At 42.0% G+C, this 24,998-nt stretch carries 26 protein-coding genes and 1 riboswitch; of the genes, 11 read left to right on the forward strand and 15 right to left on the reverse strand.

Annotated elements, in window-relative coordinates:
• Positions 1–45: 45 nt before the first annotated feature.
• The 5 genes from pnuC to BMW98_RS06220 all read left to right on the forward strand — a co-directional run bounded on the left by pnuC (position 46) and on the right by BMW98_RS06220 (position 5,898).
• Positions 46–675, forward strand: coding sequence for a nicotinamide riboside transporter PnuC (gene pnuC, locus BMW98_RS06200; RefSeq protein ID WP_090257646.1), 630 nt, complete (start codon positions 46–48; stop codon positions 673–675).
• Positions 672–1,181 (forward strand): AAA family ATPase, encoded by a 510-nt coding sequence (locus BMW98_RS06205; RefSeq protein WP_090257647.1) that lies wholly within the window; start codon positions 672–674, stop codon positions 1,179–1,181. The genes pnuC and BMW98_RS06205 overlap by 4 nt, the downstream gene beginning before the upstream one ends.
• A gap of 41 nt (positions 1,182–1,222) precedes the next feature.
• Positions 1,223–1,336, forward strand: a riboswitch (TPP riboswitch).
• A gap of 54 nt (positions 1,337–1,390) precedes the next feature.
• Entirely contained in the window at positions 1,391–3,847 is a 2,457-nt protein-coding gene (locus tag BMW98_RS06210; protein ID WP_090257648.1) for a TonB-dependent receptor, read from the forward strand.
• 241 nt (positions 3,848–4,088) lie between these two features.
• Positions 4,089–5,087, forward strand: coding sequence for an ROK family protein (locus tag BMW98_RS06215; protein WP_090257649.1), 999 nt, complete (start codon positions 4,089–4,091; stop codon positions 5,085–5,087).
• A gap of 163 nt (positions 5,088–5,250) precedes the next feature.
• Entirely contained in the window at positions 5,251–5,898 is a 648-nt protein-coding gene (locus tag BMW98_RS06220; RefSeq protein WP_090257650.1) for a hypothetical protein, read from the forward strand.
• Between the two features lie 70 nt (positions 5,899–5,968).
• Here the strand turns inward: BMW98_RS06220 and BMW98_RS06225 are convergent, their stop codons facing one another.
• From BMW98_RS06225 to prmC, 4 genes are all read right to left on the reverse strand, one after another.
• A complete protein-coding gene (locus tag BMW98_RS06225; protein ID WP_090257651.1) occupies positions 5,969–7,675 on the reverse strand; it encodes a M56 family metallopeptidase in 1,707 nt (568 codons plus the stop codon).
• Positions 7,672–9,420 (reverse strand): M56 family metallopeptidase, encoded by a 1,749-nt coding sequence (locus tag BMW98_RS06230; RefSeq protein WP_090257652.1) that lies wholly within the window; start codon positions 9,418–9,420, stop codon positions 7,672–7,674. The genes BMW98_RS06225 and BMW98_RS06230 overlap by 4 nt, the downstream gene beginning before the upstream one ends.
• Positions 9,420–9,788, reverse strand: a complete 369-nt coding sequence (locus BMW98_RS06235; protein ID WP_090257653.1) for a BlaI/MecI/CopY family transcriptional regulator — start codon at positions 9,786–9,788, stop codon at positions 9,420–9,422. The genes BMW98_RS06230 and BMW98_RS06235 overlap by 1 nt, the downstream gene beginning before the upstream one ends.
• A 237-nt stretch (positions 9,789–10,025) precedes the next feature.
• On the reverse strand, positions 10,026–10,877 hold the full coding sequence (gene prmC, locus BMW98_RS06240) for a peptide chain release factor N(5)-glutamine methyltransferase (protein ID WP_090257654.1): 852 nt from the start codon (positions 10,875–10,877) through the stop codon (positions 10,026–10,028).
• A gap of 133 nt (positions 10,878–11,010) precedes the next feature.
• Between prmC and ribD the strand changes: the two genes are divergently transcribed.
• On the forward strand, positions 11,011–12,051 hold the full coding sequence (ribD, locus tag BMW98_RS06245; RefSeq protein WP_090258229.1) for a bifunctional diaminohydroxyphosphoribosylaminopyrimidine deaminase/5-amino-6-(5-phosphoribosylamino)uracil reductase RibD: 1,041 nt from the start codon (positions 11,011–11,013) through the stop codon (positions 12,049–12,051).
• Positions 12,052–12,101: 50 nt separating this feature from the next.
• Positions 12,102–12,584 carry a GAF domain-containing protein gene (locus tag BMW98_RS06250; protein WP_090258230.1) on the forward strand — a complete coding sequence of 161 codons (483 nt, stop codon included), beginning with the start codon at positions 12,102–12,104 and terminating at the stop codon, positions 12,582–12,584.
• A 91-nt stretch (positions 12,585–12,675) separates the two neighbouring features.
• Here BMW98_RS06250 and BMW98_RS06255 read toward each other — a convergent pair whose 3' ends face one another.
• From BMW98_RS06255 to BMW98_RS06275, 5 genes are all read right to left on the reverse strand, one after another.
• Positions 12,676–13,335, reverse strand: coding sequence for a phosphatidylserine decarboxylase family protein (locus BMW98_RS06255; RefSeq protein WP_090257655.1), 660 nt, complete (start codon positions 13,333–13,335; stop codon positions 12,676–12,678).
• A 14-nt stretch (positions 13,336–13,349) separates the two neighbouring features.
• Positions 13,350–14,627: a Glu/Leu/Phe/Val family dehydrogenase gene (locus BMW98_RS06260; RefSeq protein WP_090257656.1), complete on the reverse strand. Its 1,278-nt coding sequence runs from the start codon at positions 14,625–14,627 to the stop codon at positions 13,350–13,352.
• Between the two features lie 85 nt (positions 14,628–14,712).
• A complete protein-coding gene (locus BMW98_RS06265) occupies positions 14,713–15,525 on the reverse strand; it encodes a phosphatidate cytidylyltransferase (protein WP_090257657.1) in 813 nt (270 codons plus the stop codon).
• Positions 15,518–15,730, reverse strand: a complete 213-nt coding sequence (locus BMW98_RS06270) for a hypothetical protein (RefSeq protein ID WP_090257658.1) — start codon at positions 15,728–15,730, stop codon at positions 15,518–15,520. The genes BMW98_RS06265 and BMW98_RS06270 overlap by 8 nt, the downstream gene beginning before the upstream one ends.
• Positions 15,727–16,734: a CPBP family intramembrane glutamic endopeptidase gene (locus tag BMW98_RS06275; protein WP_090257659.1), complete on the reverse strand. Its 1,008-nt coding sequence runs from the start codon at positions 16,732–16,734 to the stop codon at positions 15,727–15,729. The genes BMW98_RS06270 and BMW98_RS06275 overlap by 4 nt, the downstream gene beginning before the upstream one ends.
• A 35-nt stretch (positions 16,735–16,769) precedes the next feature.
• On the opposite strand from BMW98_RS06275, the gene dusB reads away from it, so the two are divergent.
• Both dusB and BMW98_RS06285 read left to right on the forward strand, forming a co-directional pair.
• Positions 16,770–17,765 (forward strand): tRNA dihydrouridine synthase DusB, encoded by a 996-nt coding sequence (dusB, locus tag BMW98_RS06280; protein WP_090258231.1) that lies wholly within the window; start codon positions 16,770–16,772, stop codon positions 17,763–17,765.
• A gap of 52 nt (positions 17,766–17,817) precedes the next feature.
• Positions 17,818–18,738, forward strand: a complete 921-nt coding sequence (locus BMW98_RS06285; RefSeq protein ID WP_090257660.1) for a DMT family transporter — start codon at positions 17,818–17,820, stop codon at positions 18,736–18,738.
• On the opposite strand, the gene BMW98_RS06290 is transcribed toward BMW98_RS06285, so the two are convergent.
• Positions 18,710–19,561 (reverse strand): endonuclease/exonuclease/phosphatase family protein, encoded by an 852-nt coding sequence (locus BMW98_RS06290; RefSeq protein WP_090257661.1) that lies wholly within the window; start codon positions 19,559–19,561, stop codon positions 18,710–18,712. The two genes, BMW98_RS06285 and BMW98_RS06290, sit on opposite strands and share 29 nt — an antisense overlap.
• A gap of 153 nt (positions 19,562–19,714) precedes the next feature.
• On the opposite strand from BMW98_RS06290, the gene BMW98_RS06295 reads away from it, so the two are divergent.
• Entirely contained in the window at positions 19,715–22,117 is a 2,403-nt protein-coding gene (locus tag BMW98_RS06295) for an ABC transporter permease (RefSeq protein WP_090257662.1), read from the forward strand.
• Between the two features lie 49 nt (positions 22,118–22,166).
• On the opposite strand, the gene BMW98_RS20415 is transcribed toward BMW98_RS06295, so the two are convergent.
• The 4 genes from BMW98_RS20415 to BMW98_RS06310 are packed head-to-tail and all read right to left on the reverse strand — an operon-like array spanning position 22,167 to position 24,028.
• Positions 22,167–22,340: a glycine zipper domain-containing protein gene (locus tag BMW98_RS20415; RefSeq protein ID WP_162844693.1), complete on the reverse strand. Its 174-nt coding sequence runs from the start codon at positions 22,338–22,340 to the stop codon at positions 22,167–22,169.
• A 2-nt stretch (positions 22,341–22,342) separates the two neighbouring features.
• Positions 22,343–22,798, reverse strand: coding sequence for a YybH family protein (locus BMW98_RS06300; RefSeq protein ID WP_162844694.1), 456 nt, complete (start codon positions 22,796–22,798; stop codon positions 22,343–22,345).
• Between the two features lie 29 nt (positions 22,799–22,827).
• A complete protein-coding gene (locus BMW98_RS06305; RefSeq protein WP_090257664.1) occupies positions 22,828–23,391 on the reverse strand; it encodes a DinB family protein in 564 nt (187 codons plus the stop codon).
• A gap of 55 nt (positions 23,392–23,446) precedes the next feature.
• The gene (locus BMW98_RS06310) at positions 23,447–24,028 is read right to left on the reverse strand and encodes a Crp/Fnr family transcriptional regulator (RefSeq protein WP_090257665.1); all 582 of its coding nucleotides are present in this window, start codon (positions 24,026–24,028) and stop codon (positions 23,447–23,449) included.
• A gap of 43 nt (positions 24,029–24,071) precedes the next feature.
• Between BMW98_RS06310 and BMW98_RS06315 the strand changes: the two genes are divergently transcribed.
• The gene (locus tag BMW98_RS06315) at positions 24,072–24,266 is read left to right on the forward strand and encodes a hypothetical protein (RefSeq protein WP_090257666.1); all 195 of its coding nucleotides are present in this window, start codon (positions 24,072–24,074) and stop codon (positions 24,264–24,266) included.
• Here BMW98_RS06315 and BMW98_RS06320 read toward each other — a convergent pair.
• Positions 24,252–24,992 carry a sulfite exporter TauE/SafE family protein gene (locus BMW98_RS06320; RefSeq protein WP_090257667.1) on the reverse strand — a complete coding sequence of 247 codons (741 nt, stop codon included), beginning with the start codon at positions 24,990–24,992 and terminating at the stop codon, positions 24,252–24,254. The genes BMW98_RS06315 and BMW98_RS06320 overlap by 15 nt on opposite strands.
• Positions 24,993–24,998: the final 6 nt, after the last annotated feature.

The raw sequence follows: 24,998 nt of genomic DNA on the forward strand, positions 1-24,998 counted from the left end.
GGTTTGCTTATTTTAAATATATCAATTAATCCTATATTTGGCGCCATGCACCTCAACGACATCTGGCAGCAAATTGTCAGTTATAGTTCCTCTATTAACCTGTGGGAGCTTATAGGTTTAATAACCGGAATTTTGGCCGTTTTATTCCTAATAAAGGAAAATATTCTCACCTGGCCATTCGGAATTATTTATGTGCTCGTTTCTTTTGTGGTGTTTTGGGAGGCGCGTTTGTATGGCGACCTTTTACTGCATGTATTCTTTTTGGTGCTGAATATTTATGGCTGGTATTACTGGATAAAAGGTAGGGATAACAAAGCGGAGGAGGTGCCTGTAACGCATTCTAAACTTAAGCCGGCACTAATCACTTTTGGACTTACCGCCCTAGGTATTTTCTTATTCGCACAATTCTTAATGGCTTTACCCAATATTTTCGAAGGTGTAGAGCCACCATCATTGCCTTATTGGGATAGCACAACCTCTATTTTGAGCGTTACTGGTATGTGGCTTACTACGCGTAAGAAGATCGACAATTGGTATTACTGGTTTGCGGTAGACATAATAGCCACGGGAGTCTATTTTTATAAGGGACTATATTTCTACGGTGTGCTCTATCTGTTGTACATCGGAATGGCGATAGCAGGGTATTTGGCATGGAAAAAGTCAATGGGTAAATGATAACAGTTTCGATTATAGGGCCAGAGAGTACAGGGAAAACCACTTTGGCCAAGTCTTTAGCAGCACATTACGAAACAGTTTGGGTAGAGGAGTATGCACGTGAATACCTGGACAGTATTGGTAGGCCGTATACGCAAAGCGATTTGCTGGAAATAGCGAGCGGTCAGCTAAAGAAGCAAAAGGAAGGGCGCAAAAATGCGAACAAGCTTTTGGTACAAGACACCGATTTGTACGTAATAAAAGTTTGGAGCGAATTTAAGTACGGCAGTTGTGACCCCTACATTTTGCAGCAGCTCGACATGCAGTTTGTAGACCTTTATTTCCTTACTTTTTTTGATGTGCCCTACCAAGACGATCCCCAAAGGGAGAACCGAAACGAACGACCGGAACTATTTGATATTTATGAAAAGGAATTGAAGAAGTCTGGTGTTCCGTATGTGGTTTTGCAGGGAGATCATTCCAAACGAATGAAAGAAGCCATTAGCACAATCAACAACTTACTGTAAAGAATATTTTGCTCTAAAAGCTGAGCAGTATAAATTTGCGCTCACAAAATAAGGGGTGCCCTTTTCCGAGTAATCGGGATGAAATTCGGGCTGAGATTATACCCATTGAACCTGATGCAGGTAATGCTGTCGCAGGGATATATGGTGGTCTAACAAGTTAGGTAGGCTCCCCTAGCCGCCAATGTTGAACCATTTAGTACAAATTTTTAATGAAAAAATTAGTTTGGATTGCCCTGATGCTACCAATAGCATTAGCGGCAAAGGCACAGTATGTGGTAAAAGGTACTGTGAGAGATGCTTCCGATAATTCGGTGGCTTATGGCGCTAGCGTAGTGCTTAAAGAGTTGAATAGAGGAAATTCAACCAACACACAAGGTGAGTACAGTATTAGCAATGTACCTGCCGGAGATTACACCATTGTAATTTCAATGATAGGCTACATAACAAAGGAGCAGGTAGTAAAGGTTGATGGGAATGAAACCTTCAACTTTAACCTAAATCCTAGTGAACGTAGCTTAGGTGATGTTGTGGTTACCGGTACACGTGCATCAGAAAACACACCAACCACCTACACCAACGTAAGCAAAGAGGAAATAGAGAAGCAAAATCTGGGGCAAGACATGCCTTTCTTGCTCAACTTTACGCCATCTGTGGTGGTTACTTCAGATGCCGGAGCAGGTGTTGGCTACACGGGCATTCGCGTGCGTGGTAGCGACCCAACCCGCATTAACGTAACCATTAACGGTATTCCGGTGAATGACTCAGAATCTCAAGGTACTTTCTGGGTGAATATGCCAGATTTTGCTTCGTCAACTTCCGATATTCAGATTCAGCGTGGAGTAGGTACATCTACCAATGGTGCAGGAGCTTTCGGAGCATCGTTAAACATCCTTACCAATGGTGTAAGCCGCGAACCAAGCGCCAAAGTAGGTGTTAGTTACGGTTCATTCAATACTCAGCGCTATAATGCAACATTCAACACTGGTTTGTTGAATGACCATTTTGCTTTTGAAGGTAGATTGTCAAAAATCATGTCAGATGGTTATATCGATAGAGCGTCTTCAGACCTACAATCGTATTATTTATCAGGTGAGTATTTGAATAACAACACGAGCATCAAATTCATAACATTTAGTGGCGAAGAGAAAACGTACCAGAGCTGGTGGGGAACACCGCAGGCTAGGTTGGAAAACGATGAGGCTGGTATGCAAGAAGTGATTGCCAACAACGGTTACACGCAAGAACAAGCCGATAATCTGTTGAACAGCGGAAGAACTTTCAATTACTACCTGTACGATAATCAAACTGATAATTATGGTCAGGATCATTATCAGTTGCACCTGAATCAGAACTTTAGTGCCAATTGGAATCTACATGCTGGTTTGCACTACACCAAAGGGGCCGGTTATTATGAGGAATTCCGAAATGATGATGATTTGGCCGATTACGGTCTTAATGATGTTCAGATTGGGAGTGAAACCATTACTTCAACCGATTTGATAAGAAGAAGATGGTTGGACAATGATTTTTATGGTGTTACTTACGACCTACATTATAGCAAAAGCAACATTGAAGCTACATTGGGTGGTGCTTACAATGAGTATGATGGCCTGCACTACGGTGAAGTTATTTGGGCAGAATATGCAAGCAATGGCGATATAAGACATCGCTATTACGAAAGCCAATCGGACAAATCTGATTTTAATACCTATTTGAAAGTGAACCTACAGGCTACAGATAAATTGAACGTTTATGGTGATGTGCAGATACGCGCCATAGACTACCGAGGGTTAGGGGTTGATAATGATCAACGTGTGATTGACTTCGATAATCAGTACACTTTCTTCAACCCTAAGTTTGGTGCCATTTATGAGTTGGCACAAAACACATCGGTTTATGCGTCTTTCGCCATTGGTAATAAAGAACCGAACAGGTCTGACATTATAGATGCAGCGCCAGGCACAGAACCAAAGCACGAAACATTGAACAACTTAGAGGTTGGTTTCCGTAAAGTAACCGAAAACGTGGGACTGGAGGTAAACTATTACCTAATGGACTACAAAAACCAACTGGTGCTTACGGGCGATGTTAACGATGTGGGAGGTTCTATTAGAACAAACGTGCCAGATAGTTACCGAATGGGAGTAGAGGTGGCCGCGAATATCAAGTTGGCCAAAAAGCTCTACTGGAATGTAAACGGAACTTTGAGCCGCAATAAGATCAAGGCCTTTGAAGAATTGATTTTTGATTACGGCCCTGCTTTTGACGAGTACAATGAAGTACGTACTGAATTTGAAGATACAGATATTAGCTTTTCGCCTAGCTTAATTGCGGGTAGCCAGTTGAGCTACCGTCCGACTGATGGCCTAGAGCTTTCCTTTATGTCGAAGTACGTGGGCGATCAATACCTAGATAACACATCTAACGAAGGCCGTAAGATTGACGCCTTCTTTGTGAATGATATTCGTATAAACTATGGTTTCGACATGAAAGGTTTTAAGCAAGTAAACCTGAATCTGTTGGTGAATAACGTGTTCAACACCATGTACGAGTCGAACGGCTATACCTTTGGCTATTTTGCGGGAGCGAGTTATGAGGTAAGAGAAAACTACCTCTATCCGCAGGCAGGTACCAACTTCCTGTTGTCGCTGTCGCTAGCTTTTTAATTGTAAGTTTTACGGTTATTGATAGCTGCTAAAATTCTAAAAACGGTCGAATTTGGATGTATTCGGCCGTTTTTGTTTTTGGCACAAATACCCCGGGGATCTTATGCAAACGATTACCTAAAAAAACTTTCTACCTAAGTTAGCATAGCGGGTTATTGCGGATATTGTTGAATGATTCTTTGGGAAAAATTGTGCATCTAGCACATGCTTTCGGGAAGAATACGCTGAATACTTAATAATTATGAGACAAACAGCTCTTGGGATTGATATTGGTGGAACGTTCACCAAGTTTGGATTGAGTGATATTGAGGGGAACATCCTAATGGAAGGCTCAATTCCTACCTATACCCACAAAGAAATAGATCAGTTTTTAGAGGCTTTAAGTACGGCCATCAAAGAAAACCTAGATAAGATATTAGAACCAATCGATATTATTGGTGTTGGCATAGGTGCGCCAAATGGCAACTATTATAACGGTACCATTGAGCATGCGCCAAATCTGCACTGGAAGGGTATTATTCCTTTTATCGATTTGTTTCAGAAGCACTTTGACCTGCCAATGATTATGACCAACGATGCCAATGCGGCTGCTATTGGCGAAAAGGTTTTTGGTGGTGCCAAAGACATGAATGACTTTATTGTTGTGACCTTGGGTACTGGCTTAGGCTCTGGTTTTGTAACCCGTGGCAAGCTAATTTATGGTCATGATGGGTTGGCAGGCGAGCTTGGCCACACCAACGTTTACCCTGACGGCCGTGAGTGTAATTGTGGTAAACGCGGTTGTTTAGAAACCTACGCTTCGGCATCAGGTATTAAGCGAACGGTGTTTAAGCTTTTGGCTACAAATAATGTAGATACGCCACTCAGAAACTACACTTACGAGTCGCTTTCGTCAAAGAAAATTACCGAAATGGCGCTTCAGGGAGATCCAATTGCCTTGGAAGCATACGAATATACCTCTGACATTCTTGGGCTTAAATTGGCCGATGCTGCCGCTGTAACCAGCCCTGAAACCATCTTCCTTTTTGGCGGATTGGCCAAAGCAGGTGATATTTTGATTGAAGCGACCAAAAAGGCTTTTAACGATTATTTGTATCCTGGTTACAAAGGAAAGATTCAGATTAAACTTTCGGAGTTGATGGATAAAAATGCTGCGGTACTAGGTGCTAGTGCTTTGGTATGGAGCGAAATTGCACAAAGCGATATCATTCGCGTTCCTCAGCAGTCGAGGGTGATGTAATATTAAGTATTGAAAGTATTCGGAAGGCCATAAAGTGATTTATGGCCTTTTTTTGTTGCTTATTATATTCAAGGTCTCACTTAGAATGAGGCCTTGATTTAGATAAACTCTATGGTTAAAAGCATGCTGCTTGTAACTTTGTGCCGAACGATAAGCTAAATTTATGTCTTCACACCACATTGTGCGCGATGAGCAAGAGCCGGCCTTGCTAATTGATGACCCTAAAACCCTAAGTCTAGAGTTTGTTGAACTGCTTTTGGAGTGGAGCCCAACAGTGGTGGTAACCACCAACGCTTTGGAGGAGGTGCTACATTGGGGAATTAAAATAGATGTTGTGATTGCCCGGTTTGAGCAAGTGGAGGCGTTAAAACCACGTTTAAAGCTACAATCGCCAGTAAAGTTGCTCGCTTTTGAGTCGAACGACCTATTGAATGCAGGCTTTGTTTATTTGCTCGACAATCAGTATCCAGCTGTTAATGTGTTGGCCGATATTTTCAGCACCCGAATTTTAGATATGGTAAAAGAACTGAGCACCGAGCTTGACGTGGTGCTTTTCTATAACAACCAGAAGTGGGTGTATGTAAGACGGGGACTATTTCAGAAGTGGGTAAGTACGGGACAGGTTTTTGGTATTCATCCCATTGTGCCTGGTACCTTTTTCAAATCGGAGGGCTTTTATACCGAAATGGAAAATGAGCCGTACTTGGAGCCGTTCGAGTTAAGAGCCGAAGTTTCTGGTAAGGTGCGGGTGCAGTCTAACGAAAAGCCGTTTTGGCTAATAGAAGAAGTGCAAACGGATGTGTATAAGTAAAGCCCGACAAGCGGGCTTTGTAAACACACAATTGCAGGTTTAACCCGCTTGCGCTAGAGACTACGAAAGATTACTGAATGTATTTTGTGGGGATGGAAATTCTAATTCTTGTTTTTACTTCTTTGCCATCTTTTACACCAAGTTTCCATTTGTAAAACCTGCGACTTTTTTCGTTTATATCGGTCAAAAGTTTGCCTATGTACCTATAGTATGGCAGTGTTTCATCCTCAGTACCTTCTAATTCGGTTACTAAAAGCAGGTTGCCTAAAGAGTGCGCATCAACTATGGCAGAGAATTCAATGTATTCAGGTAGCTTTTTTGAGCTAAGGCCTTTAGGCAAGGGGTTGTCAAGTGCTATTGCTTGCTGAAAGGCCTCTAATCCACCAGCTGGTGCAGGTGGTGTGTCTACTTGATTGTAGCTATATATGGTTTCGTCAAATTCTACGGTATGATAGAATACCACAAACAAGGTGGTTTTGTCCATATAGTCTTTTATGTCATCCTTTATCTCTGCCAAGCTGAACCTTTTGCTCGTGTTTGCTAGCGAAAAGCTGACTGAGTTAACTCTTCTGGTGTCGAGCATGGCATAGTCAAAGACTTGATCCTTATCTTCTTGGGAAAGCTCACCAAAATATAATGGCTTAACTAAATGACTAAAGTTGCTTTGATAGTCTAAATTTTGTGGACTTGATTCATACCTAATAAGAATGTCTTCATTAGGGTGGGTTCTTTGCAATTTTTCAAAAATCTGTTCGTGCCTAATACTAATCTGATCGCTTACGAGTAGGTTGAAATAGAGATCCATTTGAGTATTAGAATACTTCTCTTTCTTTGCTTGTTCGTTAATCACTGTCTGTGATTGAGCGCCTACTAGCGTAATACAAATTATTATGAGTAATGCGGATGAAGTAACCGTTTTCTTCCAGTTTGTTTTTGTTTGTTGCATGTGTGTTAAGCGCTTTTTAATGGATGTTTTTAATGAGAATGCTTGTGCTAGTTTTGGACTAGTGTCGAAGCTAAATGCCAAGAGCGTTTTAGAGTAGTCTCTTACTGAAGTAGCCTTTAAAACCTGCTCATCGGCTAGTGATTCATGCAACTGCCTAAGCTCCTGAATGACAAGGTAAACTGCAGGATTGTACCATGTAAGCGTTGCAATGGTACGGGTAAAGAGTATATCTAAGCTGTGTTTTTGTTGAAGGTGTGCGTGTTCATGGGCCATCAAGATTTTCCAGGTGTCATTGTCATATTTTTCTGTAGGAACAAAAATCCAGTTAAGGAACGAGAAGGGAGATTGTATAAGGGAGTGCTTTACTAGCTTAGTCCCTTTTTGCCATTCCGTTGTGCCGTTGCGAACCAACCAATAGATGCGAATAAGTTGGAGCATAAATATAAAGGCCGAAATACCGGCACCAATCGCAAAGGCCATAGCGATATAGTCCATTGTAGAGTAGGAAGTGGCCGTCACAGTTACCTTTTGTACAGGACTGGTTTGGTTTGTTTCTACAATATTGACCTGTGCTTTTGGTTGGTTAGGTGTTGTGCGTGTAAACTCGAATTTTGGTACATATACCTGTGGGGCAATGTCGTTTTTAGGTAACTCAATAAAAGGTGCCAGCAAAGAAAGACCAACTAATGAGAGTAGTAAGCTCCTTCTCAGTTTCAGGGCGGTATTATTCCTAAAAAGCAGATAATAACAAGCAAAAAGCAAAAGCAAGGTTACTCCAGCTTGTATACTCCAGTTGAGTAATTGTTGAGAAGTTTCAATTAGCGTGTTCATTTTAAAATGTTTTTAGGGATTACAATTGGCATGGCAGTGGCTACTTTTTTGCCATCAGCCTCACCTGGTCTCCAACCATAAGCTTTAGAGAACTCAATAATATTCTTATTGAGCTGGCCAAGAATTGCATATGCCTGATCGGCTTGAGGGGAATCGTCCTCAATTTCAGAAACCAACTTCAGGCTAGTGAAAATACCTGAACTTACTATTGTGGCTTCAAATTTTATTTCGTTCGGTAGGCTTTCCATGGCGGTTAGGTCAACCTCACCAAGGTTGGTACCCACAGATTCAATAAATCTTTTTAGCCCACCATTAGGGCTAGGTTGAACATCCAGTTCTTCTATGGTGTAAAGCTTACGAATCGGAGGGATTGATTCCCCGCCTGGTGATATTAACATTAGATACTCAAGTTTTAGGAATTCGAGTTCATTTATTGTTTGATAGTTTGGGTAAATAGGCTGTACATACTTTTCAATGTACTCGTTGGCTTTGTCCAGTATTTCCAGGCGTTCTTTCTTACTAAGCCTTATCATTAAGTCTGTTTTGTAGTAGTCTTCATTTTTTAGATGAAAAAACTTTTCCTCTAATATTTTCGGTTCTTCATTTAGTACAAGTCTAGAATAGGCTCCGTTAAATGCACCAGTGGCTTTCTGCGATTCTAGGATCATGCGCTTGTACTTTTCAGGAAGGGTTATGGGGATTAGAACATGAGTGAAAGGATTACTGACCCAGGTATCGGGTTGCTCATCCGCATAGTCAGTAACCTTTTCGGTACTAAACATGCCATCCTCACCAAGGTCATAATTTACCGAAGTAAACTTGGTCGGTAAGTGGAGGTTTTCTTCTACTTGCTGTAGGCTTGTTTGTGAGAAAAGTAAAAGACTAAAAATGCAGATGCTACCCAATGCTATTGCAGTCTTGTATTTTTTTGATGGCGTGTTTTTCATGGCTTTTAATCTTTTAGTAAGTGATGTTTTTTGTGAGAAAGCATGCGTTAATGGGCTGGTGTAGCCATCCATGCAAATGTTCAACAGAGACTTAGCGTAGGAAGCTTGACCAACTTGCGCAATGGTTTTGCTATCGGCTATAAGCTCGTGGTTCAGTTTTATTTGGCGGTGCAACAGATAAATAACCGGGTTGTACCAAAGCACGCATTGAGCTATTGCAGTGAGGCTGCTGTCAAAAGAATGTCGTTGTTTAACATGGGCGATTTCATGCGCAACTATGGCTTGTAGTGTAGTGTTGTCATACGTTTGTGTTGAGGGGAGGAATATTTTGCCCCAAAACGAAAATGGAGATTTGACCTTTGGGTGGAGGGTGACTTCAGTTTCGTATATCAGAATTTTTGTTCCTGTTTTCGACCAACTATAGAGCCTAAGTGCTTCAACAAGTAGAAGCAGGAATGAAATGATTATTCCAGCCGAATAAACAAGTAGAAGTATTTGCTGAGTTGTGTATTTGGCGTTTTCGCTATAGGTATCCTCAATTGGCTGATATGTTATTGGTGTTTTTGATAGCTGCGTGTTAGATATAAAACCGGATTGCTCTGATATGGCTTGGGTGATTAGTGTAGAAGAAGTGCTGAGTTGAATAAGTGGGAATGACACAGCCATACCTAGTATCAGCAACAGAATTCCGCGTTTCAGTTGGTGGTTGGAATTGCTGTTGAAAAGAAAATAATAAACACCAAATAGCAGTGTTAAGAGTAGGCTGGCTTTTAAGCTCCAATTGAATATTAAATCCATTACTTCTCCTCCTTTTTATCTTCAATAATCTTAATGATCTCTTCTAGTTCATCAATGTCTAGGTCTTTGCGTTCGGTAAAGAAGGAAACCAAGCGGCTTAACGAACCTTCAAAGTATTTACCCAGCACATTGTTCATGGTAAACTCGCTGTAGGCGGTTTTAGATATGGCAGGGGCATAGCGCTTCGCATTGCCTATCATTTCTTGTTTCACAAAGCCTTTTTGTTCCAGTACAGTAAGCACAGTGGCCACTGTTGTGTAGCTTGGCGGGTCTTTTTTAAACTCATTTACAACCTCTCTGGTAAAAGCTTTTTCGAGCTTCCAAAGGATTTGCATTACCCTTTCCTCTGCCTTTGTTAATTCCTTCATACTATAAATATAGTAGAATAACTATATAAATAGTAATTCTATTATAAAAATAGTAGATAAGTTTTCTGAAGGTGGTGATTTGAGAAGAGCACTGATGCAGTAGTTTTCTAGCAGATGACTGAACTCTGGAATGCTGTTTGACAACGCAAATCCCCCTAGCCCCCTTTTCGAAAAAGGGGGAGTAGCGCTGCTTATTTAAGGTGTTTCTGTTGAAAGCTTTTTACTTTCAGCAAGTAGCTAAGCCTTAGTTCCTTTTACCATTCGGTCTTTACCCTGAAGGTCTTTTCTTAGCTCACAATCAGTAAAACCGTTAGATTTTAGTAGTGCCAAAACATCCTCGCCAAATTGTTCGTGTATCTCGAAATACAGTTTTCCTTTGGGCTTTAAGGCTTTGGTAGCTTGTTCAGTAATTATTCGATAAAAAAGCAGCGGATCGTTATCAGATACAAAAAGCGCCAAAGCCGGATCGTGCTTAAGCACATTCGCATGCATGTTCTCCTTATCCTTCTCTGGAATATAAGGTGGGTTGCTTACAATAATGTCGTAAGTGCTTTCAGGTAGCTTTTCATTCAGTATATCCAACCTATTGAAATCAACTTTCGCCTCTAGTTGCCGGGCATTTAGGCTGGCTAAATCAATGGCGTCTTCAGCAATATCAATCCCTTCAGCGCTAATGTTTTCTGCTTCAAGCGCCAGCGAAATGGGAATGCAGCCTGTTCCTGTTCCTATGTCGAGCAGTTTGATTTGATGATTTACCTGGTGGTTATCTTCCAATATCCAATTCACGAGTTCTTCCGTTTCAGGGCGAGGAATAAGGGCGGCAGGAGTAGACTTAAATCTGCGGCCGTAGAATTCGGCAAAGCCAACAACGTGCTGTAAAGGAGTGCCTGCTCTCAACAATCTCAAATCATGTTTTAGCAGGTTTTCATCATAGTGAATAGGGCTGTTCATTGCCAATTTCATGGCATCGGCATGAAAGCGATCGTGCAAATAATGCTTAGCGAGTGCATTCACTTCGCGCTCCTCATACAAGTTTAACAATTGATTGATAACTTGCCGATGTAAGTCTTTTGCAGGTGCTTCAGCCATAATGCAAATTAAGGAGATTTTCAGTCTACTATCGAGTTTAGCAGAAACTAAGATGTCATTAGAGCAATTGAAAAATACCAGTCCTAATAACTGGGTTGTTTATCCGCCCATGTCATATCCAGATGCAAAATTTATGCAGCGTGCATTGGAATTAGCTGAGCTTGGTCGAGGTACAGTAAGCCCGAACCCAATGGTGGGCTGCGTAATAGTGCATGATGATAAAATCATAGGCGAAGGCTGGCACCGAAAGTATGGCGAGGCACATGCTGAAGTAAACGCCATAAATTCCGTGGAGGATGAAAGCCTATTGCCCGAATCGACTTGCTATGTTACACTTGAACCATGTGCACACCATGGCAAAACACCACCTTGCGCTGATTTGCTAGTGAGTAAAAAGGTGAAACGAGTGGTTATAGCTGCCGTAGATAGCAATCCGCTTGTTGGTGGAAAAGGAGTGGAGAAACTGAAAGCCGCAGGGATTGAAGTTGTTGTTGGGCTTTTTGCTGAGTCCGCAATCCATCAAAATATCCGTTTTTTTACCGTGATGGGAAGGCAGCGACCTTACATTATACTAAAGTGGGCGCAAACTAGCGATGGCTTTGTGGCTAGGGAAAACTTCGACTCTAAGTGGATCAGCAACCCAATGTCGCGTAGTTTGGTGCACCAGTGGCGTGCCGAAGAAGATGCTATTCTCGTTGGTGCTAATACTGCTACATACGACAACCCACGATTGAATGTAAGAGGTTGGTCCGGCAAAGATCCGTTAAGGGTTTTAATAGATAGAAACCTGCGTGTCGACCCTATCTTGAACCTTTTCGATGGTAGTATTCCAACGGTAGTTTATAACCATGTGAAATCTGAACAAAGCTCTAATCTAGAATTTGTAAAACTAAACCCTGAAGGCTTTTTGGAAGATCTGCTTGATGACCTTCATAAGAGGAAAATTCAGTCGGTAATAATTGAAGGAGGAAGCGGTGTGCTCAACCTTTTTATTGAAGCTGGCCTTTGGGATGAGGCTAGGGTGTTTACTGCGGGAATTGCCTTTGGAGCCGGAATAAGTGCACCAAAGATAAATGGAAGAGCGCTTTATACAGAAGATGTATTAAGCGATAAACTCGCTGTGCTTAGAAACAACGCTTTGTTTGCTCCTGCCGAAAACTCAACGGTTGACTGAACTGATTTTCCGTATTGACGGTTAACTTTGCACTTCAAAATTTTAGAATTATGGCCGAAGAACTTATCGTTTCTAATACCGCTTCAAAAGAAGAGAAATATCAATCGCTAATCCCTCAGATTGAGGCATTGGTAACTGGAGAGTCAGACTTGACAGCTAACCTTGCCAACATAGCTGCGGCCTTAAAGTACGGTATGGATTTCTTCTGGGTGGGCTTCTATTTGGTGAAAGATGATGAGCTAGTACTTGGACCATTCCAAGGGCCAATTGCCTGTACTCGAATTAGAAAAGGCAAAGGTGTTTGTGGTACGAGCTGGGAAAAGGCCGAAACAGTTCTTGTAGAGAATGTAGATGAGTTTCCTGGTCACATTGCATGTAGTTCTGATTCTAAATCGGAGATTGTGTTGCCTGCCATGAAAGATGGGGAAGTGGCATTGATCTTAGATGTAGATTCAGATAAACTCAACGATTTTGACGCAACCGATCAGCAATACTTGGAACAGCTAATGAGAGTTGTGGAGGGTTTGCTTTAGTCCCTAAATAGAAATCACTGTTTCGTTATATTAACAAAGACAAACTCTAAGAACAGCTACTAATAACTGGTTAACGAATAACAGTTAACCATTACCCCAACTCAGCAATCACTGTTTGGCCGCCTTTGGTTATTTGGCCATTCTCTACCGTTATTTTGGCATCAAGCGGTAAGAACAAATCCACACGAGATCCAAACTTAATAAAGCCGAATTCTTTACCCTGAATTACGCTTTGCTCTTCTTTAATGTACCAGCAAATTCTACGAGCCGCTGCACCAGCAATTTGTCTGATGAGGATTTCAACCCCTTTGTGCAATTCGTAAACAATGGTGGTCCTTTCGTTCTCTGTGCTCGACTTTGGGTGCCAAGCCACCAAGTATTTGCCCTTGTGGTAGCGGAAGTACTTGATAAGTCCGGTTACAGGATTTCTGTTTACGTGCACATTAATTGGCGACATAAAAATAGAAACCTGAATACGCTCTGCTCCTTTAAAGTATTCGTCTTCGGTGGTTTTTTCAATTACCACTACTTTACCATCGGCAGGCGCAATAACCTGTTTTTCATTGATCTCAATTTTTCTCGTAGGGTTACGGAAAAACTGAAGGAAGAAAAAGAATATAATAGCTGAAATTGCCAGCACTATTGCTTGCCATGGCTGACCTACCGCTAGGTAGTTCAAACCAAAGTTCAGCCCAAAAAAGATAAGGAAGAGCACTAAGAGTAGTACCCTTCCTTCTTTATGTATTGTCATTGTATAATCATTAATTAGAATCCGCCACGGAACTTGTACGTTTCCGCAACTTTGTCAATCGCCACAATATAAGCAGCTATTCGCATTGGCACGCTGTATTTCTGAGAAGCAGAGTAAACTTTCTCAAACGCATCTTTCATAATTCTGTCCGATCTGCGGTTTACACGCTCTCTTGTCCATTTGTAGCCAAGGCGGTTTTGTACCCACTCAAAGTACGATACAGTTACACCACCGGCATTCGCCAAAATGTCTGGTGCTACCATAATGCCTTTTTCGTTAATAATCTTATCGGCTTCGGCAGATGTAGGGCCATTAGCACCTTCTACAATTAGCTTCGCTTTAATGTCATTAACATTGCCTAGGTGGATTACATCCTCAATTGCTGCAGGCACTAGTACGTCAACTTCTAGTGTAAGTAGATCAGTCGGATCGTCAAGTAGCTCTGCACCGTCAAAACCTTCTAGCGTTCCATTGTTGTTGTTACGGTAGCCAATCGCTTTGTTAATGTCGATACCGTTTGCATTGTAGTACGCACCAGAAATGTCGCTTACAGAAGTTACTGTACAGCCTCTTTCAGCCAAAAGCAATGCAGCGTAAGAACCCACGTTACCAAAACCTTGTACAGCCACTGTTGCATGGTAAGGGTTAATCTTTAGCTTTTCCATAGCTGCTAAAGCAGAAACCATTACACCACGGCCTGTAGCTTCAACTCTACCTAAAGAGCCACCAAGTACCAATGGTTTACCGGTTACTACAGCATTTACCGTAGTACCCATAGAGCGAGAATACTCATCCATTAACCAGGCCATTTCTCTTGGGCCTGTACCCATGTCTGGAGCCGGAATATCTCTATCCGGACCAAAGACACCACTCATTGCTTGTGTATAAGCTCTGGTTAAACGCTCAATTTCACCTGCCGACATTTCGCGTGGGTTACATTTAATACCACCTTTAGCACCGCCATAAGGAATATCAACTACCGCACATTTCCATGTCATCCAGGCTGCAAGCGCCTTTACCTCATCTAGGTGCACGTCCATAGCATAGCGCACACCACCTTTTGATGGTCCCAAGATGTTCGAGTGAATTACTCGGTGGCCTTCAAAAACTTTGATCGACCCATCATCCATGGTGATAGGGAGCGAAACAGAAACTTGTTTTGAGGGAGATTTTAAAACGTTGTACACTTCTTCGTCCAGTCCCAGCGCTTCGGCTGCGATATTGAATCTGGACATCATTGACTCGAAAGGATTTGCCTTGTCCTTAATCGGAGCCGGTTCAATGTAACCCATAGGGAAAAATCGTTGTTTTTAAGATCGGGTCAAAATTAAGGAAATTTCCTACGATATAGGGCAAGACTTTGCGGCTTATTTGCCACTAAATGACAAGATAAATGTAAAGTGTGGCGAACGGTAGCGATAATAGCAGGCCATCGAAGCGATCGAGGAAGCCACCATGCCCTGGTAGGATGGTGCCGCTGTCCTTAATTGCCAAAGCTCTTTTGAAAAACGACTCTACTAAATCGCCCATGGTGCCAAAAATCGAAATGATGGCGCCAAGCCCTAGCCATTCTACTGTGCTAAGCGAAGGAAAGTAAAGGCTGAAAACATAGGCTACAACAAGGGATAGCAAAAAGCCGCCAATAGTGCCTTCCCAAGTTTTATTGGGCGAAATGGACTCGTATAGCTTGTGTTTGCCCAAGGCTTTGCCAGCAAAATAAGCTCCGGTATCGGCAGCCCATTGCGAAAAGAGAATGCCAAGCACCAATCCGTGGTGGTATTCGCCATGAATAAAGGCAATGCTGCTCATTAAGCTCAGTGGCAACGACACGTAAATAGTGCCGAATACTGAAAATGAAATATTCGTTACAATTAGGTCCTTCTTCTTTCGGAACAAGGCCAATATGAAAAGAAAAGAAATTGTAGCCGGAAGTAGCAAAAAGTAGTGTCGTTCTACGCCTGTTTTCGCTTGTAAAAATATAAGAGCGAACAACAGCGTACCAACCACCAGTCCCCATGCGGTAAAAGGTCGCTTGCCCGATTTTCGGGTAAGTTGAAAAAACTCTAATAGGCTAAGGAACATAATGGCGAAAAACACCAGTGCGAATGTCCAGTAATTGTAAACAATGGCAGCAATTAGAATGGAAACGCCAATTACAGCTGTAATTATGCGGGCTAACAAGTTATTCATGCCCAAATTTTATTTCTTCGTTTATCAGTTTGATGGCCGGAATAACAGCGTCTGGAGACACGCGCACTTCGAGCATTCCTATTTTGTAGGCGTGATCTTTTAAGTTGATTACCACGGCATTGTAGCCAGCGTTTTCGAGCACATCTTTTACAATTTGAACTTGAAGTTCACTATCCGATTTATAGACGGTTTGCCAGCTACTCACGTATGTTTTTTTTGCTTAAGATAGTGATTCCTAAACAGGAACATGAGTGCCGCAAAAAATATTAAACCAATTAGGCTAAGTGTTATTGGCATGCTTTCAGGGTCTTCCATATCAGAGTCTATTAATCCCAATGAAAACAAGTAGGCTACAATTACGCCAATACCATTGTTGGCAATGTGGCCAATAATAGGGTACCAAATATTGCCCGACCAAACATAGAGGTAGCCGAATATTGCTCCAAGCACCATTCTTGGTACCAAGCCGAATATTTGCATGTGAATAGCACTGAAAATAAAGGCGGCTACCCAAATGGCAACATGTTGGTTTTTAACCACTCGTTGGAGCCCGTTTTGAAGTACACCTCTAAATAGCAACTCTTCGCCAACACCAGGTAAAATGGCTATGGCAAAAAAGCCAAGTAAAAATTGACCGAAAGAGTCGAAGGTGGTAAAGCGCTCGGTAGCAGCTGCCAAATCGTCTTCCATTTGTCTGGCCCATTGCTCAAACCCAGACATGAATTCTGGGAATGTCCAGCCCATGTTCCATTCTATGATGTAGGCATTTACAAACATAAATGCGAAAGTGGCGCCTACTACAATGAGCAATAACAGTGGGTTTACTTTATGTTCGGTAGAAAGGCTTTTTATAGGCTTTTTGGCCACTACTCTTAAGTAGAACCACGGAGTTACAAAGGTAAAGAACAGTGTGTAGAGCATTTGACTCACCAAGGCGGCTTCCATGCTTACGGCATCGTATAGACTGTTTGGGTCGTTTAGTAAAGACTCTATTGAAAGCCCATTGGCAATGGCCATGCCCAACATTACTATTGAGGCCAGTAGTTGCCCAACAAAGAAACCAACCAACACAAGTCCAATGACTATCATGAGGTTGTTTCCGGCTGGAATTTCTTTCACCTTTTTTACGGCTATGGTTTGCTCATTAGCAGCGATGTTATCACCTAATTCTGAGCTTACTATATCCGTCCCGTTATCATTTCTCGACATAATGGCGTAAATTTACGCGAATTTTCGAATTGGCTTTGGTAAAGATAGAAAACATAGAAGTAGGCGAGTTTCCATTGTTGTTGGCACCGATGGAAGATGTGAGTGATCCACCATTTAGAGCGGTTTGCAAAGAAAATGGCGCGGATTTAATGTATACCGAGTTTATCTCTTCGGAGGGGCTTATACGCAATGCCGCCAAGAGTGTGCAAAAGCTCGATATTTACGACTACGAGCGCCCGATTGGTATCCAGATTTTTGGAGATAAAATTGAGTCGATGCGTGAGGCTGCAGCCATTGCCGAAGGTGCACAGCCAGAGCTGATAGATATTAACTATGGTTGCCCAGTTAAGAAAGTGGCCTGCAAAGGAGCCGGAGCGGGAATTCTGCTAGATATTCCTAAAATGCAGAAAATGACCGAGGAGATTGTAAAGCAAGTGAGCTTACCGGTTACTGTAAAGACCCGCTTGGGTTGGGACGATAGCACTATTAGAATTGTGGAAGTAGCCAAGCGCCTGCAAGATGTGGGCATTAAGGCATTGACCATTCATGGCAGAACGCGTAAGCAGATGTACAAAGGCGTAGCCGATTGGACGAAAATCGCTGAAGTGAAAAACCATCCTGATATTCACATTCCAATTTTTGGCAACGGTGATATCGACTCGCCACAAAAGGCGCTGGAATACAAAAATGAATATGGTGTTGACGGTATTATGATTGGTCGTGCATCGATCGGTTACCCTTGGATATTTAAGGAGATAAAACACTATATGGCTACTGGCGAAACTTTACCGCCACCAACAATGGCCGAGCGTGTTGATGTCGCCAAAAGGCACCTTCAGTTCTCTTTGGAATGGAAAAGCGAGCGTCAAGGCATTTATGAAATGCGTAGGCACTACACCAATTATTTCCGCGGTATTCCAAACTTTAAGCCTTATAGAACACAACTTGTTGAATCGGAAGATCCGCAGTTCCTATTCGACCTGCTTGATGAGATCGGGCACAAGTTTGAAGATACCTTTATGATGGCATAATTGTTTCGTCTAATTCCCTAATTATTCTACATTTGGGCTTCTTAATTGGAGCATGAAAAATACGAATGTTTTAGCCTGGGGTATATTGGCCATTTTAGCCCTTATTTGGGGTAGTAGCTTTATTCTTATAAAACGTGGGTTAGAGGTTTTTGGCCCTGGCGAGGTAGGCGCTGTTCGTATTTTGGCGGCTTGCCTTTTTTTGGTACCTGTGAGTATTCCTCGCTTAAGAAAACTGAGTCCAAGGCACATAAAGCTGCTCTTTTTAATTGGCTTGGTGGGGACATTTTTCCCTGCATTTCTTTTTGCAATAGGCCAAACAAGACTGGACAGTGGAATTACTGGAGTGCTCAATGGTTTGACACCTATTTTTACCCTCATTATTGGTGGGCTTTTCTTTCAGCAGAAATTTACCAAACACAATTACATTGGGTTAATTCTGGCTTTTGTGGGCACCGTAGTACTGCTTACGGCTGGCAGCGGAGGTGACATTAGTGAGTTTAATTATTACGCATTCTTTATAGTACTCGCCACTTTGTGTTATGGAACCAACCTCAATGTGATTAAACGTTATTTGGCAGACTTAAACCCTGTAGTGATTACCAGTGTAAGTATTCTGTTGGTTGGGCCATTTGCAGGTATTTACTTGCTTACCGCCACCGATTTCGAAACTAAATTAGCAACTGCAGAGGGCGCATGGCGAGCCTTGGGTTATGTGTCTTTACTTGGTGTTATGGGTACGGCTTTGGCGCTTATTCTCTTTAACAAACTAGTGCAAATTACCACGCCAATTTTTTCTAGTACGGTTACTTACCTTATTCCTATTGTGGCACTTACCTGGGGGATATTAGATGGTGAAACCCTAATTCTTGGGCAGATGATTGGGATTGCGTCCATACTAGTTGGAGTGTTTATTACTAACAGAAAGAAGAAAATGGAGGCTAAAACTAATTCTCCTCAGAATTCTCAAGCCTAAAAGTTGCTACCACAGGATAGTGGTCTTGCGGATAAAGCCCTTTCGATTCCCACTTGTCGATTTTGTAGCCAGTTTTTTTGATTCCAGCATTTTCTTGAAAGAAAATGTAGTCGTAGCGCGGGCAGTGACTACCACCCTGATAGTTGTGGTAGGTACAAGCCAACAGAATATCTCCTTCAAATGTATCGGTAAAAAACTCTTCCATGCGAGAGACAATGGCATCAGTTGGCCTTACATTCAAATCGCCAACAACCAAAGTGGGCATTGGCTCTACCTCAGTCATTAACTTTCTAAGTATCAGCTCAACACTTTTCTCACGGCTTTCTTCCGATCGGTGATCCAGTAGCACATTGAGAAGTTTTATCTGCTTACCGGAAGATTTGTGCTCCAATACCACAATGCTGGCTGTTCTGGGTAATGAGTTGCCCCAGCTTTTGCTAGCAGGTTCTTCAGGAGTGTTAGATAGCCAAAAGGTTTCGTGTGTTACGAGCTCCCAGTTTCGTTTGCTATAGAAAATGGCATTTGCTGGCCCATCATCCTGAGCCTTTGTTCGAGACCTGTAAACCACCTCCAATTCTGAATTATTCTGAAGAATGTCTTTGATCTGGAGTGGTAGCGCCTCTTGTGTTGCGATGATTTGATCGCTATAGCTTTTGAAAACAGCCAGTAGTCTTTTGCGCCTGTTTTTCCATGCGTTTTCATGGTCGGCAGGCGTTCCGTAGCGAATGTTAAGTGTTACTACCTTAAACTCTTCTTGGGCAGATGCTTGATAATCAGCGGAAAACGAGAGAATTATGAGAAGTGATAAAAGTATTTTTTTCACATTTAAATCTCATAAAAAAGCATTTAAAATACAAATAAATGTATTCGAGTGATTCTAGGGGTTTGATATACGGTGCAACAATGTTAAATTCAGGATGTCTTTTGATGTGTACATCAAAAGTACAAGGTCAAAATCATCTCAAACAACACAACTATGTTTAAAAACTATTTTAAAGTTGCACTTCGCAACTTACTCAAACACAAAGGGTTTTCTTTTATCAATATTCTTGGCTTGTCCGTTGGGCTTACTTGCTGTTTGCTTATTGGGCTTTATATAAGTGAGGAGCTGAGTTATGATAAATTCCACAAGGATGCGGATAAGATATACCGATTTACGCGTGAGTTTAAGAGCAATGATGGAACTACCTCTTTGCATTTATCGCGCTTAGCACCACCTTTTGCACATTATTTAAAAGATTATTACGAAGGTGACATTGCTCAGATAGGTCGCTTTATCTCTACTGCGGGTACAGTGGAGTATGGCGATGAGCTGTTTAATGAAACCGATTTGGCTTTTGCCGATCCGGAAATCGTTGATATTCTCACTTTCGAAACTATTCAAGGCGACTTAAAGGCCGCATTGACCAAACCTGGTTCGGTAGTGCTTTCTGAAAGTTTGGCCAAAAAGTACTTTGGCAATGAAGACCCAATGGGCAAGAGCATACGCATTTTCGATCAGGCCGACCTTTTAGTGCAGGGTGTTTATAAGGATTTACCAGACAACTCAAGCTTTGAGCTGAATATGATGGGCGATTTTTCTGCCATTGAGCAGTTCTATGGCGGAAGAGAGAATCTGTTGCAAGCTTGGGGATCCAACAATTTCACTACACTTTTTACGCTAACCGAAACGGGTAGTATTGATGGTATACTCGATCGGATGGACGATTTTTTAGTGATTCAACTGGGAGAGAACGCACCTTCTTGGACGGAGTTGCATGTTCAAAAGCTTACTGATATTCACCTTACATCTAACCTTTCGGATGAACTGGGGGAGAACTCTGATATTACCTATGTGTACATTTTTACTTCAATAGCCGTACTCATTCTTTTGATTGCCTGCATTAACTATATGAACTTGGCAACGGCACGTTCAGCGCGCAGGGCTAAAGAAGTGGGGATGCGAAAAGTTTTTGGTGCTGGAAAAGGCAGCTTGATGAGCCAGTTCCTTACTGAGTCAATTGTACTTACGCTGTTTGCGGTATTGCTCTCAATTGGATTTACAAACCTGATTTTACCATTCTTTAGAGAGTTTACAGAATTGAATTTAGTATTCAACCTGATAGACAACTTTGCTTTGGTTGCCATGGTTTTTGGCGGTGCTTTGCTGGTTGGCGTTTTGGCAGGAAGTTACCCTGCTTTTTACCTTTCGGCCTTTAGACCACTAGAGGTTATGCGCAGCAGCAAAGGATCAACCACTGGAAAGTCTGGTTTGTTAAGAAAAGCACTTGTGGTAGTGCAGTTCTCTATTTCTATAATTCTAATTGTTTCTACGGTGGTTGTTTATCAGCAACTGAGCTATATGCAAAACAAGAATTTGGGCTACGATAAGGAGCAGATGATGATTCTGAACGTTAGCAATGAGATTAGCGCGAACTACGAAACATTCAAGAACGAGCTGAGCAACATTGCCGGAGTAAAATCAGCTGGTGGTTCAAGCAGGATTCCTTCTGGTCAGCTACTAGACTCGCAAGGGGCACAGGCTGAAGTGAATGGTGAGATGCAACCAACACAAGTGGTGATTAAGCAGTTGCAGGTTGATTATGGCTTTGTGCCGAACTACCAAATGGAGCTTGTTGCTGGTAGAAATTTTGACAAAGACTATCTGCGCGATTCAGCCAACTTTATGCTCAATGAAGAGGCTGTACGAATTATTGGCTGGGCCGATGGCAACGAGGCAATTGGCAAAAAAATGACTTATGGCGGTGTTACAGGTCAGGTTGTTGGTGTGGTGAAGGATTTTCACTTTGAGTCGCTGCAAAGTGAAATTGTGCCAGTTGTTTTGGCAAACAACAGAAACAGACTTCGCTTTCTTTCTATAAAAATTGAGGGGCAGAATCTAACGAATACGGTAGCCCAAATTGAGGAGGCTTATGCTGCTTTCTCTCCAAATTCGCCTATTCAATACAACTTTTTAAATGATAGGTTTAACAACTTGTATCAGTCGGAAACACAGCGCAGTGAGTTGTTTACCATCTTTTCTGGTTTGGCGATTTTCTTGGCCTGCCTAGGGCTGTTTGGCTTGGCATCGTTTACCGTAGCACAGCGAGGTAAAGAAATAAGCATTAGAAAAGTGTTGGGCGCTTCGGTGAATCAGATTGTGAACACATTGAGTAAAGAGTTTTTGGTATTAGTGGCTATTTCGCTGCTAATAGCCGCGCCAATTGGGTGGTACTTGATGAGCGACTGGTTGGGTAGCTATGCTTATCGAATTGGTTTGGGTGTGGTGCCGTTTATTGTGGCCGGTGGCGTAGCGCTACTTATCGCCTTTATCACCATTAGCATGCAAACCTTTAAGGCTGCTTTTGCTAACCCTGCTGGTAGATTGAGAGACGATTAATTAAAAGAACTTCATTTACAAAGCCTTCCTGACTTAAAGTTGGGAAGGCTTATTTTTTGTTTCTCATATTGTTAGTGGCCTCAAAACCAGCTCCCATGGCTACGCCAACTGCAATACCAATGGCCAAATTATCCATAGCAATGCCTATGCCTGCGCCAATGGCTATTCCGGTTGCAATTCCTAAACCTTTGGGGCGACCTTTATCTTCTTTTTCTTCACTCATTCTTATTGATTCAGCGTACTCCACATATCGGCAGACATTCTCCATTGGCCATCAGCTTCTTTTCTCCAGGTTATCAGGTATTGGCCCCTGAAAGAAATGGTGTCAGTTCCGTTGCGCAGTGATTTACCTTCATAATAACCATAATCTTTGGCTATATCTCCAATAATTTCCAGTTCAACGGGTGTAGAGGCATGCTCAAGTACCTTCACGGTGGCTGGCAGTGTCCAGTAGTTGGTGACTTTTTCTTTCCCGATAATCATTTCTCGACCTCCTGACATGATCACAATATCGTCAGTGTAATAAGACATTTGCTCTTGCAGGTTTCCATCAATATAAGCTTGAGAAAATGCTTTGGATGCGGCCAGAATGGCTTCTCTTTCTTGCTCAGTATTCTGAAGGGTAGATTGACAGGAAAAAATTATAGAAGTAGTCAGGACTAAAAAAAGTATTCGTTTCATCATTTTGAATCTAACGAATACTTCTGGCTTTAGGCTACTGCTTTCTTGATTCTTTTGAGTTGAAGAACGTGCCTATCTAGATGGCCTAGCAGAAAACGGAACGCATCTCCTAGCCTGAGTTTAACCAGTGGGCCAAGTGCAGTAGGCACTTTCACCTTATTTAAGCTATAGTTTTCTGACTTTTTAATTAGATCAGCCAGCTCTCTATGAGTGCTGAAAAACTCATCGATTGTTTCTTGTACTGGAAGAGCCTCTTCGGGATTCATCGACTTCATAGTTTTCATGTTGTTTTTGACAACTCCATTTTCTTTGGGTGAAATCATTTTCGTAAAGTAATCGCCTTTCCAATGGGAAGAGAAGGTTTCATCAGGTTGCTGTGGGTATTTCTGGTAGGCCTTTTTAATATTCTCAACATAGATTTTATTGGCTATGCTTAAATGCTTTAGGCACTGGAGTATACTCCATTTTCCGGCTGCTTCCTGAGTGTTTAAAGTATCATTATCGAGACCTGCAATGAGTTGCTCCACCTCAGTCAAAGCGGTTTCACATTGCTTAATGGAGTTTTGGATATGTGTTGTTGCTTTGAGTTTCATTTTTTTATTTCAAAATAAGTGTCGCGATCTAAGTTTTGTCTTGATGTAGATCAAGTTAAGTCGCCCATTTCCGTCTCATGCGAGAAAATGTTTCGGGAGTCATGCCTAAATAAGAGGCCAAGTGTTTTTGAGGAACGATCTGAATAATGTGCGGGCTTTGAGTCATGAGCCGTTCAAATTTTTCTTCGGCCGAATCGGCCAGTAGGCTGCGAATAAAAACGCCCAGGCCAAACATTACCTGCTGGTTGAATTTAAAGGTCCATTCTTTCAATATGGGGACTTGTTGATACAGCACTTCTAGCTGATGGTAGCTTATTCTAAGGCCAGAGGTTTCTTCAAGTGTTTCCAAATACCAATCGGCTGGCTTTTGAAAAACAAATGAATCATACACACCACTGTAGTCGCCATTGTATGTAAAGCCCATGTTGTATTCGGTGCCTTGTTTTTCGAAATAGCCACGCATAAGTCCATCATGAACATAATAGAAGTATTTTTCAACTTCGCCAGTTTGGGTTATAATCAGTCCTTTTTCGTATTGAAAGGGCTTCCATTCGGTGTGAATACTATTCCACTCTTTATCGCTCAGAGGGATAAACTTTTCAAAGCTTTTTCTTAAACCGATCAGCGCTTCTTCCATGCTTCAAATTATTAAATAGGAATCATTTTTGATAGCTTTAGGTATGGCTAAAAAGCTGCTAATCCATAAGAATCATGAAGAGGCCGAGCGCTATGTGCTTGAACAAGGCTTTGAAAGAACGCCTGAGGAGCGAATTTTGTGGTTGCTCAAGCAGATAAAGCGTATGCACAAGTACAATCCAGTTAAAAAGCAGCCTAAAGGCTATGTTTTAAAGAAGTTAGAATCAAAAGAAGAATAGCTTTACAGCAAATGCCAAAGCTGTGAACATAACAAAGTAGCGGATGTACTTTTCGTTTACTTTGGTGCTCCATCGGCTAGTGAGCCAGCCACCAGCACCATTTCCGGCTGCTAAAGCTAGGCCTAATTCCCAATTGATTAATCCGGTGTAAATAAATACGCCAAGCGCAGAAAGCGTGTAAATTAGTACTGTTAATGACTTGATCAGATTGATCTTGACCATGCCGAAATGATGAATAAAAGAAAGTGACGCGATAATGAGGTAACCAACCCCAGCTTGAATAAAGCCGCCATAAACACCTATAAAGAAGAAGGTAACCAGTCCAATGAGTCTAGATTTTTTGGTGGTAATAACAGCATCGCCAGTTTTTACCTTTTTGCCAAAAACCATATAGGCGACAATAAACACAATTACCGCGGCCAGTATTTTATTAAAGGTGTCTCCTTTAATATCTACCGCAATGTAAGAGCCAAGAATGGCGCCAATAAATGAAGTGACACTGAGCCAAAGGTCGTATTTCTCTGTTTTTATGCCTTTGGAGTGATAACCACGCCATGAAAGCAGTCCGTTGAAAAATACACCAATACGGTTGGTGGCGTTGGCTACGTTGGGTGGCAAACCAAAGAAGATTAATGCAGGTAAAGTGAGTAAAGAACCACCGCCAGCAAGTGTGTTGATTACTCCGGCTACTAGGCCGATCAAAAAGAGGATAATGATTTTGTCCATTCAGCG

It is taken from the genome of Roseivirga pacifica (assembly GCF_900111145.1).
GTDB lineage: Bacteria > Bacteroidota > Bacteroidia > Cytophagales > Cyclobacteriaceae > Roseivirga > Roseivirga pacifica.

Coding starts and splice junctions, on each gene's coding strand:
- pnuC (WP_090257646.1), top strand. CDS start 46: ATGCACCTCAACGACATCTGGCAGCAAATTGTCAGTTATAGTTCCTCT.
- BMW98_RS06205 (WP_090257647.1), top strand. CDS start 672: ATGATAACAGTTTCGATTATAGGGCCAGAGAGTACAGGGAAAACCACT.
- BMW98_RS06210 (WP_090257648.1), top strand. CDS start 1,391: ATGAAAAAATTAGTTTGGATTGCCCTGATGCTACCAATAGCATTAGCG.
- BMW98_RS06215 (WP_090257649.1), top strand. CDS start 4,089: ATGAGACAAACAGCTCTTGGGATTGATATTGGTGGAACGTTCACCAAG.
- BMW98_RS06220 (WP_090257650.1), top strand. CDS start 5,251: ATGTCTTCACACCACATTGTGCGCGATGAGCAAGAGCCGGCCTTGCTA.
- BMW98_RS06225 (WP_090257651.1), bottom strand. CDS start 7,675: ATGAACACGCTAATTGAAACTTCTCAACAATTACTCAACTGGAGTATA.
- BMW98_RS06230 (WP_090257652.1), bottom strand. CDS start 9,420: ATGGATTTAATATTCAATTGGAGCTTAAAAGCCAGCCTACTCTTAACA.
- BMW98_RS06235 (WP_090257653.1), bottom strand. CDS start 9,788: ATGAAGGAATTAACAAAGGCAGAGGAAAGGGTAATGCAAATCCTTTGG.
- prmC (WP_090257654.1), bottom strand. CDS start 10,877: ATGGCTGAAGCACCTGCAAAAGACTTACATCGGCAAGTTATCAATCAA.
- ribD (WP_090258229.1), top strand. CDS start 11,011: ATGCAGCGTGCATTGGAATTAGCTGAGCTTGGTCGAGGTACAGTAAGC.
- BMW98_RS06250 (WP_090258230.1), top strand. CDS start 12,102: ATGGCCGAAGAACTTATCGTTTCTAATACCGCTTCAAAAGAAGAGAAA.
- BMW98_RS06255 (WP_090257655.1), bottom strand. CDS start 13,335: ATGACAATACATAAAGAAGGAAGGGTACTACTCTTAGTGCTCTTCCTT.
- BMW98_RS06260 (WP_090257656.1), bottom strand. CDS start 14,627: ATGGGTTACATTGAACCGGCTCCGATTAAGGACAAGGCAAATCCTTTC.
- BMW98_RS06265 (WP_090257657.1), bottom strand. CDS start 15,525: ATGAATAACTTGTTAGCCCGCATAATTACAGCTGTAATTGGCGTTTCC.
- BMW98_RS06275 (WP_090257659.1), bottom strand. CDS start 16,734: ATGTCGAGAAATGATAACGGGACGGATATAGTAAGCTCAGAATTAGGT.
- BMW98_RS06285 (WP_090257660.1), top strand. CDS start 17,818: ATGAAAAATACGAATGTTTTAGCCTGGGGTATATTGGCCATTTTAGCC.
- BMW98_RS06295 (WP_090257662.1), top strand. CDS start 19,715: ATGTTTAAAAACTATTTTAAAGTTGCACTTCGCAACTTACTCAAACAC.
- BMW98_RS20415 (WP_162844693.1), bottom strand. CDS start 22,340: ATGAGTGAAGAAAAAGAAGATAAAGGTCGCCCCAAAGGTTTAGGAATT.
- BMW98_RS06300 (WP_162844694.1), bottom strand. CDS start 22,798: ATGAAACGAATACTTTTTTTAGTCCTGACTACTTCTATAATTTTTTCC.
- BMW98_RS06305 (WP_090257664.1), bottom strand. CDS start 23,391: ATGAAACTCAAAGCAACAACACATATCCAAAACTCCATTAAGCAATGT.
- BMW98_RS06310 (WP_090257665.1), bottom strand. CDS start 24,028: ATGGAAGAAGCGCTGATCGGTTTAAGAAAAAGCTTTGAAAAGTTTATC.
- BMW98_RS06315 (WP_090257666.1), top strand. CDS start 24,072: ATGGCTAAAAAGCTGCTAATCCATAAGAATCATGAAGAGGCCGAGCGC.
- BMW98_RS06320 (WP_090257667.1), bottom strand. CDS start 24,992: ATGGACAAAATCATTATCCTCTTTTTGATCGGCCTAGTAGCCGGAGTA.